The sequence below is a fragment of the Xanthomonas sp. XNM01 genome (assembly GCF_014851915.1).
In the GTDB taxonomy this organism is placed as follows: Bacteria; Pseudomonadota; Gammaproteobacteria; order Xanthomonadales; family Xanthomonadaceae; genus Pseudoxanthomonas.
This window is the reverse complement of the sequence record NZ_JACVAP010000003.1, coordinates 378,681-391,651: the sequence shown is the minus strand read 5'-3', so window position 1 is coordinate 391,651 and position 12,971 is coordinate 378,681. Positions and strand designations below refer to the sequence as shown.

At 69.7% G+C, this 12,971-nt stretch carries 10 protein-coding genes; 7 read left to right on the top strand and 3 right to left on the bottom strand.

Annotated features, from left to right (window positions below; genetic code table 11):
- Positions 1-54: 54 nt before the first annotated feature.
- Entirely contained in the window at positions 55-2,337 is a 2,283-nt protein-coding gene (locus IB242_RS13015; RefSeq protein ID WP_192279972.1) for a TonB-dependent hemoglobin/transferrin/lactoferrin family receptor, read from the top strand.
- Between the two features lie 220 nt (positions 2,338-2,557).
- Here IB242_RS13015 and IB242_RS13010 read toward each other — a convergent pair whose 3' ends face one another.
- Both IB242_RS13010 and IB242_RS13005 read right to left on the bottom strand, forming a co-directional pair.
- The gene (locus tag IB242_RS13010) at positions 2,558-4,123 is read right to left on the bottom strand and encodes a sensor domain-containing diguanylate cyclase (RefSeq protein ID WP_225540562.1); all 1,566 of its coding nucleotides are present in this window, start codon (positions 4,121-4,123) and stop codon (positions 2,558-2,560) included.
- Positions 4,124-4,216: 93 nt separating this feature from the next.
- On the bottom strand, positions 4,217-5,578 hold the full coding sequence (locus tag IB242_RS13005; protein ID WP_192279970.1) for a DEAD/DEAH box helicase: 1,362 nt from the start codon (positions 5,576-5,578) through the stop codon (positions 4,217-4,219).
- A gap of 353 nt (positions 5,579-5,931) precedes the next feature.
- Here IB242_RS13005 and IB242_RS13000 point away from each other — a divergent pair, with 353 nt between their 5' ends.
- Together IB242_RS13000 and maiA are read left to right on the top strand one after the other, a co-directional pair.
- A complete protein-coding gene (locus tag IB242_RS13000) occupies positions 5,932-6,921 on the top strand; it encodes a fumarylacetoacetate hydrolase family protein (RefSeq protein ID WP_192279968.1) in 990 nt (329 codons plus the stop codon).
- 135 nt (positions 6,922-7,056) lie between these two features.
- Positions 7,057-7,719 (top strand): maleylacetoacetate isomerase, encoded by a 663-nt coding sequence (gene maiA, locus IB242_RS12995; RefSeq protein ID WP_192279960.1) that lies wholly within the window; start codon positions 7,057-7,059, stop codon positions 7,717-7,719.
- 159 nt (positions 7,720-7,878) lie between these two features.
- Here maiA and IB242_RS12990 read toward each other — a convergent pair whose 3' ends face one another.
- Positions 7,879-9,018 (bottom strand): PilT/PilU family type 4a pilus ATPase, encoded by a 1,140-nt coding sequence (locus IB242_RS12990; protein WP_192279958.1) that lies wholly within the window; start codon positions 9,016-9,018, stop codon positions 7,879-7,881.
- Between the two features lie 98 nt (positions 9,019-9,116).
- Here IB242_RS12990 and IB242_RS12985 point away from each other — a divergent pair, with 98 nt between their 5' ends.
- The 4 genes from IB242_RS12985 to IB242_RS12970 all read left to right on the top strand — a co-directional run bounded on the left by IB242_RS12985 (position 9,117) and on the right by IB242_RS12970 (position 12,538).
- A complete protein-coding gene (locus IB242_RS12985) occupies positions 9,117-9,509 on the top strand; it encodes a DUF4398 domain-containing protein (RefSeq protein ID WP_192279957.1) in 393 nt (130 codons plus the stop codon).
- Positions 9,506-10,390 carry a hypothetical protein gene (locus IB242_RS12980; protein WP_192279955.1) on the top strand — a complete coding sequence of 295 codons (885 nt, stop codon included), beginning with the start codon at positions 9,506-9,508 and terminating at the stop codon, positions 10,388-10,390. The genes IB242_RS12985 and IB242_RS12980 overlap by 4 nt, the downstream gene beginning before the upstream one ends.
- 396 nt (positions 10,391-10,786) lie before the next feature.
- Entirely contained in the window at positions 10,787-11,002 is a 216-nt protein-coding gene (locus IB242_RS12975; RefSeq protein ID WP_192279953.1) for a YdcH family protein, read from the top strand.
- A 159-nt stretch (positions 11,003-11,161) separates the two neighbouring features.
- Positions 11,162-12,538 carry a pyridoxal-phosphate dependent enzyme gene (locus IB242_RS12970; protein ID WP_192279952.1) on the top strand — a complete coding sequence of 459 codons (1,377 nt, stop codon included), beginning with the start codon at positions 11,162-11,164 and terminating at the stop codon, positions 12,536-12,538.
- Positions 12,539-12,971: the final 433 nt, after the last annotated feature.

Here is a 12,971-nt window from a genome sequence, read left to right as displayed (position 1 = left end):
GCGCCGGCAGCACCGGCGCAATGCCCCCTCCTCCTCACTGCGGAGTCACCTGACATGAAGACCACCCACACGCTGCTCGCCCTGGCCATCGGCACCTGCCTGGCCGCCGCGGCCCATGCCGAACCGGCCGCGTCCAACACGCCCGACGGCGCCAGCACCCTCGACGCCGTGCAGGTGCAGGGCAAGCGCGGGAACGCGAAGTCCGGCAACCAGAACGTCACCGTCGTCGGTGCCGCCCAGCTCGAGGACGAGCTGGCCGAGAACATGGAGGACCTGGTGCGCTACATCCCCGGCGTCAGCGTCTCCGACATGGGGCGCTTCGGCGACAACGGCTTCAACATCCGCGGCATGGAAGGCGACCGCGTGTCGATGGTGGTCGACGGCCTGAGCCTGGCCGAAGGCCTGGAAACCGCGCGCGACTACGAGTTCTTCCGCGGCGGCCGCGGCGGTGTCGACGTCGACACGCTCAAGCAGGTCGAGATCATCAAGGGCGCCGACGCGATCACCGCCGGCAGCGGCGCGCTCGGCGGCGGCGTGGTGTTCACCACCAGGGATCCGTCCAACTACCTGAAGGCCAGCGGCAACGACAGCTTCGGCAGCATCAAGCTGGGTTACACCGGGTACAACGACGAGAAGCTGGGTTCGTTCACCGTGGCCAACCGCAGCGGCATCGTCGAGTCGATGCTGGTCTACACCAGGCGCGAATCGCAGGAAGCCGATGGCTGGTACGACAGCACCGCGGTCGCCGTCGGCAGCGCGCGCCGCCTGCCCGACCCGATCGACCACGACAGCACCAACATCCTGGCCAAGGTCGACTTCGTACTGAGCCCGGCGCATCGGCTGGGCGTGGTCTATGAGCGGAACCGCGTCGAGAATCTGGTGAACAATCTCAGCCGCGTCGCCTCGCCGGGCTACCTGGAGCGCTGGGGCGACGACAGCAACGATCGCGACCGCTACGGCCTGCGCTACGTGTGGAGTGCCGACAATGCCGCGTTCGACACGATGGAAGCGCAGGTCGATCGTCAGGAGACCGCCAGCTACGGCCTGACCCGGATCCTGGCCGGCAGCGGCTGCCCCGGCGGCGCCACGCCGTGCCAGCGCACCGAGGACCGCTCGACCGAGCAGGTGCTGGACCGTGCTGCGGTCGATTTCGCCAAGGCCTTCAACCGCGACGGCGTGAGCCATTCATTGCTCTATGGCGCCGCCTGGCAGCAGCGCGAGGTCGACTTCAGCGCGATCGACACGCGCTGGCGCGTCGACGGCAGCGTCGCCTCGGTGACGGTCGATCCGGGTCAGATTCCGAAGACCGACGTGGCCGCCTGGAACCTGTACGTGCGCGACCGCATCGGTTTCATCGAGGACCGCCTGCAGCTGACCCTGGGCGCGCGCTACGACCGCTACGACTACAGTCCGAAGAACGACGCGCGCTTCGTCGACGATACCGGCAGCATCGGTGACGTCAGCTTCTCCTCGCCGACCTGGCAGGTCGGGCTGAGCTATGCGTTCCTGCCCGAACACAGTGTGTGGGTGCAGGCTGGTCGCGGCTTCCGCGCGCCGACCACCGGCGAGATGTACGCCCCGACCAGCACCACGACGATCGTCGATCCGGTCACCGGTGGTTCGGTGCTGGTGCCGACCACGGCCGCCAACCCGGACCTGGAGTCGGAGAAGAGCCTGAACCTGGAAGCCGGCTACCGCTGGGAGACCGAGACCGTGCGCCTCGGGCTGTCCGTGTTCCGCGACCGCTACGACGACTTCATCGACACCGTGCGTGTGACCGATGCGCTCGCGTCGGGGACCACCTATGCCTACACCACCGTGCGCAACGTCGGCGAGGTCACGGTCAAGGGGGCCGAGGCCGAGGTGCTGTGGCGGATCGGCGGTGCCTGGCTGCTGCGTGGCGCGTATTCGCACAACGAAGGCGAGGAGCAGGACGGCACGCCGCTGAACAGCATCAACCCCGACCGCGGCGTGGTCGGCCTGAGCTGGCAGGGTCTGGGCGACCGCCTGCGCATCACCGGCAACCTGACCCATGCGCTGGCCAAGAAGCGAGGCGATGTCCACATCGAGCGCAACGTGTTCGGCCAGCTCACCCCGCCGTTCCTCAGCGACGCCTACACCGTGGTCGACCTGTTCGGCAGCTATCGCTTCAACGAGCACCTGCGCGTCAATGCCGGCGTCTACAACCTGTTCGACGAGAAGTACTACCAGTGGGCGCGGATCCGTAACGTGTCCCGCGGCGACTTCTACCTGTACGGTTACGCGACCGATGACGGTATCGGCCGCTACAGCGAGCCGGGCCGCAATGTCCGCGCGACGCTGACCTGGACGTTCTGAGCCGGAAGCGACAGCCACCGGCCGGCGCGGTTGCGTCGGCTGGTGGCGCGCCTGCGAACGCCGGGGTGCTGGTGCGTGCCGGGCACGTGCCCGGTGCGCAGGTCGGCGTCGCGTTCCGGCCATGGGGACAGCCCGAGGCGGCATCGCGCGCGCAACTGCGCCTCCCGCATCCGGCGCGTCGACGCGGACCCGGCCCGGGCAGCGACGGACGATCGGCGGCTCAGGACGCGGCGACCACCCGGTTCCTGCCCTGCCGCTTGGCCTGGTACATCGCCGCATCCGCACGCTTGAGCGCCAGCGGCGCATCGCCGTCCGATCCTGCGCTCACCGCCACGCCGGCCGACAGGGTGACCTGGCCGACCTCGCCGAAGGCCTGCGCCTCGGTCCGTTGCCGCAGCCGTTCGGCGATCGCGGTTGCGTCCTCCAGCCCGGTGTCCGGCAGCAGGATCAGGAACTCCTCGCCGCCGCTGCGGCACAGCACGTCCGAGCTGCGCGAGGCATCGCGCATCAGCAGCGCCATGGTCCGGATCACCTCGTCGCCGGCGTCGTGGCCGTGGCCATCGTTGATCCGCTTGAAGTGGTCGATGTCGAGCATGATCACGGCGAAGCCGCGCGCGTCCTCCTGCCAGCGGGCCAGGATCGCGTCCAGGCCGCGCCGGTTCTGCAGGCCGGTCAGCGGGTCGGTGGCGTTGGCCCGGTCCAGCCGGCCGATCCGGTCGTGCAGGGTGCCGAAACTGCTCAGCACCGCCTGCTTGAGGTTTTCCACCTCGAAATACCACGCCTTGACCGCCTGGACCTGGGCGATGGCATCGGCGCCCTCGTGCTCGCGGGCATGCCGGGCCAGCCGCCACAGCGGCTGCGAGATCCGCCGGGCGCACCACCAGATCACGGCCATCAGCAGGATGCCGGCGGGAATGGTCCGCCACAGCACGTCGCGCATCAGTTCGCCCATCGGCAGCAGGGTCACCTCGGTCGGGCGCTGCGCGACCACGCCCCAGCCGTTGAGCGGGATCGGCGCGTAGCCGGCCAGCATGTCCACGCCGAAGCTGTTGACCAGCCGCTGCGCGCCGCTCTCGCCACGGCGGACCGCGTCGATCACCGGGTTGCCGTGCACCTGCTGGCCGATCCGCGTGCGGTCGTGGTGATAGACCAGATGGCCGTCGCGGTCGACCACGTACAGGTAGGAGCCGTCGCGGTAGAAGTGCTCGCCCAGCAGCGTCTGCAGGATGTTGGGCTCGTGCAGGTGGATGCCGCCGGCGATGTAGCCCAGATAGCGGCCATCGTCCGCCAGGATCGGATGCGAGAGGGTGACGACCAGCGTGCCCGATGCCGACAGGTAGGGCCGGCTGACCAGCGGCCGGCGTGCATCCAGCGCCTCGCGGCTGCCGGCGCTCTGCAACTGGTCGCCGAGCAGGTCGTCGCGTTCGGGCCAGAAGGCGCGCACGGTGCCGTGCTGGTCGACGATCAGGACGGTGTTGAAGCTGCGGGTCTGCGACTTCAGCCGCCGCGCCTCGGCGGCGACGCCGTCCGCATCGGCCGGGAGGGTGCCCAGCAGGCCGGCGCTGTAGCCGAGCTGCTGCATCGCCGCCTGCAGGAAGTGGTCGGTGCCGGCGGCGACCTTGGTCGCATACACGCGGTTGGATTCGAGCGTGCTGCGGATCAACTGCTCGCGCTGCACGCGATAGCCGGCATGCACGGCGTTGGCCAGGGTCACCAGTGCGCTGATGACCGCCAGGGCCAGGATCAGGCGGCGCAGGTCGATGCGGGTCCGTCGGGCCATCGGCATGGCGGGCGTCCTCGAAGGTGCCAACGCAGCGCGGCGCCGTCTCCGGCGCCGCGCGTGACCTCCGGAACCGGCAGGCCGGTTCCGGAAGATGGATCAGACCGCCTGGCCGCGGCCGCCGCGCGGCTGCCGCCGGCGCTGGCCGTTGGCATGGCCGCCCGGCTGGCTGCCGGTCTTCTTGGCACCGGCGTGGCCATGGTTGTGGCGCTGGCCGGCATCGGCCTGCGGCTTGCGCCCGGTGCTGCGGCGCGGCGGACGCTGGCCGCCCGGCTGCTCGGCCTTGCCCGGCGCGCTGTTGCCCCAGCGGATCGGGTGCTGCGGTTCGAAGCCCGGCAGGTCGCGGATCTCCATGTCGCGGTTGAGCATGCGCACGATCGCGCGCAGCAGCTTGGCGTCTTCCTGCGACACCAGCGACAGCGCCTCGCCGGTCGAGCCGTTGCGGCCGGTGCGGCCGATCCGGTGCACGTAGTCCTCGGCCACCATCGGCAGGTCGTAGTTGATCACCCGCGGCAGCTCGTTGATGTCGATGCCGCGCGCGGCGATGTCGGTGGCGACCAGCACGTTGACCCGGCCGGCCTTGAAGTCGCCCAGCGCGCGCATGCGCTGGCCCTGGCTCTTGTTGCCGTGGATCGCCGCGGTCTTGATGCCGGACTTCTCCAGGAACGTGGCCAGCTTGTCGCTGCCATGCTTGGTCTTGGCGAACACCAGCGTCTGCACGCGGCTGTCCTGCGCCAGCAGGTGCAGCAGCAGCTCGCGCTTGCGCGCGGCGTCGACCGGATGCACGCGGTGGGCGATGGTCTCGGCCACGGTGTTCTGCGGGGTCACCATCACTTCGCGCGGGTGGCGCATGAACTCCAGCGCCAGCTGCTTGATCGGCTCGGCGAAGGTGGCCGAGAACAGCAGGGTCTGCCGGTTCTGGCGCGGCAGCTTGGCCAGGATGCGCTTGATCGACGGCAGGAAGCCCATGTCGAGCATGCGGTCGGCCTCGTCCAGGATCAGCACCTCGATGCCGGACAGGTCCACGCTGCGGCGTTCCATGTGGTCGATCAGGCGGCCCGGGCAGGCGATCACCAGGTCCACGCCGCGGCGCAGCGCGTCCAGCTGGTTGCCCATGCCGACGCCGCCGTAGATCACGGTGCTGGGGATGCGCAGGTACTTGCTGTAGCCGCGCAGGCTGTCGCTGACCTGGGTGGCCAGCTCACGGGTCGGGGTGAGGATCAGCGCGCGCGGCTTGCGCGGGCCGCCGGTCACCGTCTGCGGCGAAGTGCCCAGGTGCTGCAGCAGCGGCAGGCCGAACGCGGCGGTCTTGCCGGTACCGGTCTGCGCGCCGGCCAGCAGGTCGTGGCCTTCGAGCACCAGCGGGATCGCCTGCGCCTGCACCGGGGTCGGGGTTTCGTAGCCCTGCTCGGCCAAAGCACGCAGCAGGAAGGGCGCCAGGCCCAGGGATTCAAAAGACATGCGGGAAGCTCCATGAGGATCCTGCCGCAAGGCCCAATGGCCTGCGGTCCGGATCGGATCGATCGGGGGTGACTCGGAGCGTTCCCGTGAACCGCGCTGCGAGAGAAACGTTGGGTCGGCCGTGCGGGGCAGGGGCCGGACTGCAGGCGAATGGGCGTCGGAGTGGGGGCGGGCACCGAGGGATCGGTACCGGCGTTCCCGAAGGGAAACGGACGGCCGCTGGCAATCGGCGCGCATTCTACGTGAATACGCGCCGCCGTGCGCGGGTACGGTGGCGCGCGTTTAGCGTTTCAGGTGAAACCTTTTCAAGGGGTCCGTACAATCGCCGATCCACCCGCAAGGCAGACCGGACGATGAAGCTTGGATCCCTGAAGGAAGGCGGCCGCGACGGCACCCTGATCGTGGTCTCGCGGGACCTGACCCGCGCCGTACGCGCCACCGGCGTCGCCGCGACCCTGCAGCAGGCGCTCGAGGACTGGTCCAACATCGCGCCGCGGCTGAACGCGCTGGCCGAGGCGCTGGAGGCCGATACCGCCGATGGCAGCTTCGACCTGGACATGCAGGCGCTGGCCGCGCCGCTGCCGCGCGCCTACGAGTTCGTCGACGGCAGCGCCTACCTGCCGCATGTCGAGCGCGTGCGCCGTGCGCGTGGTGCCGAGGTGCCGGAGAGCTTCTACACCGACCCGCTGATGTACCAGGCCACCAGCGCCGGCTTCCATGGCCCGCGCGATCCGGTGAAGGTGGTCAGCGAGGACTACGGCATCGACCTGGAAGCGGAGATCGTGGTCATCACCGACGACGTGCCGATGGCGGTCACGCCGGAGCAGGCCGCCGAGCGCATCCAGTTGGTCGGCCTAGTCAACGACGTCTCGCTGCGCAACCTGATCCCGGGCGAGCTGGCCAAGGGCTTCGGCTTCCTGCAGTCCAAGCCGCGCTCGGCGCTGTCGCCGGTGTTCGTGACGCCCGACGAGCTGGGCGACGCCTGGCGCGGCAACAAGCTGCACTTGCCGCTGGTCACCCACATCAACGGGCAGTGGTTCGGCGCACCGGAGGCCGGCGAGGACATGCAGTTCGACTTCGCCCAGCTGCTCGCGCATGCGGCCAAGACCCGGCCGCTGTCGGCCGGCACGATCGTCGGCTCGGGCACCATCGCCAACCAGGACGTCAGCCGCGGCGCCTCGTGTTTCGCCGAGCAGCGCACGGTGGAGGCGCTGCGCGACGGCGCGCCGTCCACGCCGTTCATGGCGTTCGGCGACCAGGTCCGGATCGAGATGCTGGACCGTGACGGACACAGCATTTTCGGTGCGATCGAACAGCGCATCGAGCGCCAGCCGGTGGGCTGAACCGGCGGACGGTCGGCGGCGTGCGACCGGCGGACCGCCGGTCCGCGAACGCCGCGCTATCGTGGTTCCCGCGGCGATTCGCCGCTGCAGGGCGGGGCCGGCCGGTTCCACCGCGTTCGGCTCCAGGGAGGGGCGATGCACGACAGTCTGCTGCTGTATTCGTACTGGCGTTCCAGCGCTGCCTACCGGGTGCGGATCGGCCTGCATCTGAAGGGCCTGGACTTCGCGGTCGCGCCGGTCCACCTGCTGAAGGACGGCGGCCAGCAGCACACGCCTGATTACGTCGCGCTCAATCCGCAGCAGCTGGTGCCGACCCTGCGCCATGGCGAGCGGACGCTGCGGCAGTCGCTGGCGATCCTGGAGTACCTCGACGAGGTCTGGCCGCAGCAGCCGCTGCTGCCCAACACCGCGCGCGACCGCGCGCGGGTGCGCGCGCTGGCGCAGCTGGTCGCCTGCGACCTGCATCCACTCAACAACCTGCGCGTGCTGCAGTTCTTCGAGCACGAATGGAACGTGCCGCAGGCCGAGCGCGACGAGTGGGTCCGGCACTGGATCGTGCAGGGCCTGCAGGCGTTCGAGCAGTTGCTGGGCGACGGTGGCAGCGGCCGCTTCTGCCATGGCGACCAGCCCGGCCTGGCCGACTGCTGCCTGGTGCCCCAGCTCTACAACGCGCGCCGGTTCGGTGTCGACGTGGGGGCCTGGCCGGCGATCCGCGCGGTCGAACAGGCCTGTCTGGCGCTGCCCGCGTTCCAGGCGGCCGCGCCGGAAGCGCAGCCGGACGCCCCGACCCCGCGCTGAACGGCGGTCACCACAGGCTGATCAGGTGCGCCGGCTCGGCTGCTGCGGCGCGACGGCACGCTGCGGGATCGGACGTGCGCGGCGTCCAGTGGTCCATCGGGCCGGAGGACGCATCGGCCCGGGGCGCGCGTGGTGGCGCTCCGGGCGCGCCGCGTCGGCTCAAACGAAGCCGTGGGTGATCTGCGGCGGGCTCGGGCTGCCGCCATTCATGTCCGCGTACGGGTCGTGTTCGCCCTCGGCGCCTTCCGACAGGCGGAACTTCAGGGCCAGGCCATCGCGCGAATCGGCCGCGCGCAGCGCTTCCTCCTGGTCGATGCGGCCCTGCTTGACCATCCGGAACAGGCACTGGTCGAAGGTCTGCATGCCTTCCTCCAGCGAGCCCTCCATCGCGGCCTTGATCTCGTGCACCTGGCCGCGGCGCAGCAGGTCGCGGATCATCGGCGTGTTGATCAGCACCTCGGTCGCCGGCAGGCGGCGCTCGTCCACGCCCTTGACCAGCCGCAGCGAGACCACCGCACGCAGGTTCAGCGCCAGGTTCATCAGCACGTTCTTGTGCGCGCTTTCCGGGAAGAAGTTGAGGATGCGCTCGATCGTCTGGTCGGCGTTGTTGGAGTGCAGGGTGGCCAGGCACAGGTGGCCGGTCTCGGCGAAGGCGATCGCCGCCTCCATGGTCTCGGCGTCCAGGATCTCGCCGATCAGGATCACGTCCGGCGCCTCGCGCATCGCGTTCTTCAGCGCGTTGTGGAAGGCATGGGTGTCCAGGCCGACCTCGCGCTGGTTGACGATCGACTTCTTGTGCTTGTGCAGGTACTCGATCGGGTCCTCGATGGTGAGGATGTGGCCGGTGCTGCTGCTGTTGCGGTGGTCGATCATCGACGCCAGCGCGGTGGACTTGCCCGAGCCGGTCGAGCCGACGATCAGGACCAGGCCGCGCGGGGTCATGATGATGTCCTTGAGCACCTGCGGCAGGTTCAGGTCCTCGATCGACGGGATCGCGCTGCGGATCGCGCGGATCACCATGCCGACCTCGCCGCGCTGCTTGAACACGTTGACGCGGAAGCGCCCGGCGTCGGCCAGGGCGATGGCCATGTTCAGCTCCAGGTCGCGCTCGAACTGCGGCACCTGGCCCTCGTCCATCAGCGAGTAGGCGATCTTCTTGACCATGCCCGGCGGCAGGCCGGTATTGCCGAGGGGATACAGCTTGCCTTCGATCTTGATGTAGACCGGCGCCCCGGTCGTCAGGAACATGTCCGAGGCGTTCTTTTCGGTCATCAGCTTCAGGAAGTAGCCGATATCCATGTGCGATGTTCCCCTCGATCTGGCGGCCGGCATTGCATGCCCGCCGCTGGCTTCCGACAATGGTCCGGCCCCGACAGCACAGGACACGGCGTTCCCCAATGAACCTTCGTAGCTTCGCATACTTCACGCGACGCCTGTGCGCGCTCGCTCTCGCTTCCGGGCTGGCCGTCACAGCCCACGCCCAGGTGCTCGCGCCGGAAATCGTGCGCGCCGAACAGGCGCTCATGCAGGCACGCGACGCCTACGCCGGCCATTACGTGCCGGACCTGATGGAGCAGGCCGAAGACGGGCTGCGCCAGGCCCAGGCGGGCATCCAGAGCCGCAGCCGCAACGACCGCCGCCAGGCCGCCGATCTGGCCCTGCGCGCAGCCGCCGATGCCGAGCTCGCTCGCGCCCGCAGCCTGCAGATCCAGGCCGAGGCCACGCTGCTGCAGCGGCAGACCGAGATCGCCGACCTGCGGCGCCAGCTGGGCCTGGGAGGCACGCCATGAAGCGCTCCCTGATCCTGGCCATGCCGCTCGCCCTGCTGCTGCCATTGGCCGCCGCGGCCGCCGACGATGCCGACGTGCAGCGCCTGCAGGCGCGGCTCGCCGCGCTGCAGGCCGACCCGCAGCTGGGACGCCTGGCCGCCTACGAGCAGGTCGAGGCCCGCCAGGCGCTGGCGACGCTGGCCGAAGCGCGTCGCGCGGACCGGCCCACCGCCCTGTATCTGGCCGAACGGCGGATCGAGGTGGCCGAGGTCGTGGCGGCGACCAATTTCGCCGAGCAGGAGGCCCGGCAGCTGGAGCTGCGCCGGGGCGAACTGCTGCTGGAAGTGAGCCGGCGCGAGGCCGAGCGCGCGCGCCAGGAGACCGAGAAGCTGCGGATCCAGGCGCAGATCCAGGCCGAGGAGACCGAGCGTCTGCGTCTGGCCGCCGAAGCCGAGGCCGCGGCACGCAGCGATGTCGAGCAGACCCTGAGCAACGTGACCGGGCGCCAGACCGCGCAGTTGTCTGCGGCGCGGCGCAAGGAAGCCGAGCTGTCGCGGCAGGAGGCCGAGCTGGTCTCGGGTGCGAAGCTGCCGGCATCGGCCTTCGGTTCCCGCGGCGAGGTGTTCACCGTGCCCGGCGGCGCTTTTTCCGCCGGCAAGTCGGCCCTGACCGGGGATGGCAAGGCCGCAGCGTCGGCGCTGGCCGCGTACCTGCAGATCGGCACCCGCAGCAAGGTCCGCATCGAGGCCTACGACAATGACGCCAAGGTCGCCCAGGCCCGCGGCGAAGCGCTGCGCAAGGCCCTGACCGGGGCCGGCGTGGCAAGCAGCCGGATCCAGCTGGCGCCGAAGAAGGGCGCTTCCACCGCGAAGCGTTCGGCCGAGATCATCGTCTCGGATTGATTCATGAAAATCAGTGGGTTAACGGGATCCTGACGCGCCGGTCCATGGCCGGCGTGACCGTTTCCACGGATTGCATGCGCGGGCCGACGGGCGGTCGCCGGGCGCCTTGCCCGGCCCCGGGAGGAGGAGTAGGGTCGATGGCACCGGGTGGTGCGTTTCGCACCACCCTGCTCACCGGAGATCGCGCCGATGATGCTGTTGTCCGCTCCACCCGAGGTCGCCGCCGGACGCAGTGTCCGGGCGGGGCGCGGGCGGGCGCACGACGCCGTCGCCCGATCGCCTGATACGCAACGACGCCCCGTGGCCGCAAGGTCCGGGGCGTCGGCGTTTCTGTCGGCCGGAACACAGGACATCCGGCCTTTTCGGAAAGGACGCATGACTCCCAGGAGGTCAGACATGTTCGAAGGGCAACCCCAGGCCGAAATCGACGCGTTGATGAAGAGCGATCCGGAGTTCAAGCAGCTCTACCAGCACCACCGGAAGCTCGACAAGAAGGTGATGGATGCCGAACTCGGCGTCCTGCCGATCGACGACGTCAGACTCGGGCAGATGAAGCGCGAAAAGCTCGCCGCCAAGGAGCGCCTGCTGCGCATCTACGACCGGGCGCACTGACGCCTGACGTTCCCCGCCGTGGGCGGCGGCGGCCATCCTCGTCGGCCGCCGCCGTCCACGCATCTGCGGGAGAAGGATGAACCGGTGCCTGACTTCCGGCCCGGTTCCGGCCGATAATTCCGGTTCCGCCGCCGTCGCGGCCCTGCCACCGGATTCCCCATGGCCCTGCATGCCTCCGTGCTCGAACTGATCGGGCACACCCCCATGATCAAGGCCCAGCGCCTGGACACCGGCGTTTGCGAGCTCTATCTGAAGCTCGAAAGCGCCAACCCGGGGGGGTCGATCAAGGACCGCATCGGCCTGTCGATGATCGAGGCCGCCGAGCAGCGCGGCGACCTCAAGCCCGGCGCGACCCTGGTCGAAGGCACCGCCGGCAACACCGGTCTGGGGCTTGCGCTGGTGGCCCAGCAGAAGGGCTACAAGCTGATCCTGGTGGTCCCGGACAAGATGAGCCGGGAGAAGATCTTCAACCTCAAGGCGATGGGCGCCGAGGTCCGGCTGACCCGCTCCGACGTCGCCAAGGGCCATCCGGAGTATTACCAGGATCTGGCCAGGACCATCGCCGACGAAACGCCCGGCGCCTACTTCATCAACCAGTTCGGCAACCCGGACAACCCGGTCGCGCACGAGACCGGCACCGGCCCGGAGATCATCGCGCAGATGGCCGAGGCCGGCGGCTTCGACGCCATCGTGTTCGGCTGCGGCAGCTCGGGCACGATGACCGGCCTGTCGCGCTGCTTCGCGCAGCACGCGCCGGACGTGGAGCTGGTGCTGGCCGACCCGGTCGGCTCGATCCTGACCCAGTACATCAACGAGGGCGTGCTCAGCGACAAGTCCGGCAGCTGGCTGGTGGAAGGCATCGGCGAGGACTTCCTGCCGGGCATCTCCGATTTCAGCCGGGTGAAGAAGGCCTACGCCATCTCCGACGCCGAGAGCTTCCACACGGCGCGCGAGCTGCTGGCCAAGGAGGGCATCCTCGGCGGCTCGTCCACCGGCACCCTGCTGGCGGCCGCGCTGCGCTGGTGCCGCGAGCAGACCACGCCGAAGAAGGTGGTGGTGCTGGTCTGCGATACCGGCAACAAGTACCTGTCGAAGATGTACAACGACTACTGGATGCTGGACAACGGCTTCATCGAGCGTCCGCACCATGGCGACCTGCGCGACCTGATCCTGCGCCCGTACAGCCAGCGCGACACGGTCGTGGTCGGCCCGAAGGACCTGCTGACCACCGCCTACCAGCGGATGAAGCTGTATGACGTCTCGCAGCTGCCGGTGATGGAAGGCGAGCAGCTGGTCGGTATCATCGACGAGAGCGACGTGCTGCTGCATGTCTACGGCGACGAGGCGCGCTTCCGCGACCCGGTCTCGGTGGCGATGGTCAGCAAGCTGGACCGGCTGGACGTCAAGTCCCCGATCGAGGCGCTGCTGCCGGTGTTCGACCGCGGCCAGGTGGCGATCGTGATGGACGGCGAGCGCTTCCTCGGCCTGATCACCCGGATCGACCTGCTGAACTACCTGCGGCGGCGGGTGCAGTAAGCGCATCCTGCAACGGCGGTTGCCGCAGTTCCGCTTCAGCCGCCGCGTGCGTACCCGGCAGGAGCGCGGCTGGAGGGGCGTGCAGGCCCGCCGGCTCCTGCACGCGGGGGTTCATGGCCGGGAAGACGCGTTGACCGGGCGGAGCATGTCCCGATCTGCAGGGGGCGCCAGGTGCTCCACTGCGGCGGCATCCGCAGGCATCGCGTTCGCGGCGATCGCCACTGCGGCGGCGCTCCGGCGGCGACAGGGAAGGGCTGTCGCCGGCAGAACCCCCATGCCGGCACCGGCCGGGCGGTCGTGTCGGGCACGGCGGATCGGGTTGCCGGGCTGCACAGGTGCCTGGTGCGGTCCGCTTGCGGTTGATTGTTTGGCGACGACAGCGTCGACGTGCCATCCGCTTGGCCGTTGGTGTCGGGCGGACTGCTGTCGACCT

Bases quoted from the DNA above. Each gene is read 5' to 3' on its own strand.
- IB242_RS13010 (WP_225540562.1), bottom strand. From the start codon at position 4,123: ATGCCGATGGCCCGACGGACCCGCATCGACCTGCGCCGCCTGATCCTG.
- IB242_RS13015 (WP_192279972.1), top strand. From the start codon at position 55: ATGAAGACCACCCACACGCTGCTCGCCCTGGCCATCGGCACCTGCCTG.
- IB242_RS12980 (WP_192279955.1), top strand. From the start codon at position 9,506: ATGAAGCGCTCCCTGATCCTGGCCATGCCGCTCGCCCTGCTGCTGCCA.
- IB242_RS12970 (WP_192279952.1), top strand. From the start codon at position 11,162: ATGGCCCTGCATGCCTCCGTGCTCGAACTGATCGGGCACACCCCCATG.
- IB242_RS12975 (WP_192279953.1), top strand. From the start codon at position 10,787: ATGTTCGAAGGGCAACCCCAGGCCGAAATCGACGCGTTGATGAAGAGC.
- IB242_RS12985 (WP_192279957.1), top strand. From the start codon at position 9,117: ATGAACCTTCGTAGCTTCGCATACTTCACGCGACGCCTGTGCGCGCTC.
- maiA (WP_192279960.1), top strand. From the start codon at position 7,057: ATGCACGACAGTCTGCTGCTGTATTCGTACTGGCGTTCCAGCGCTGCC.
- IB242_RS13000 (WP_192279968.1), top strand. From the start codon at position 5,932: ATGAAGCTTGGATCCCTGAAGGAAGGCGGCCGCGACGGCACCCTGATC.
- IB242_RS12990 (WP_192279958.1), bottom strand. From the start codon at position 9,018: ATGGATATCGGCTACTTCCTGAAGCTGATGACCGAAAAGAACGCCTCG.
- IB242_RS13005 (WP_192279970.1), bottom strand. From the start codon at position 5,578: ATGTCTTTTGAATCCCTGGGCCTGGCGCCCTTCCTGCTGCGTGCTTTG.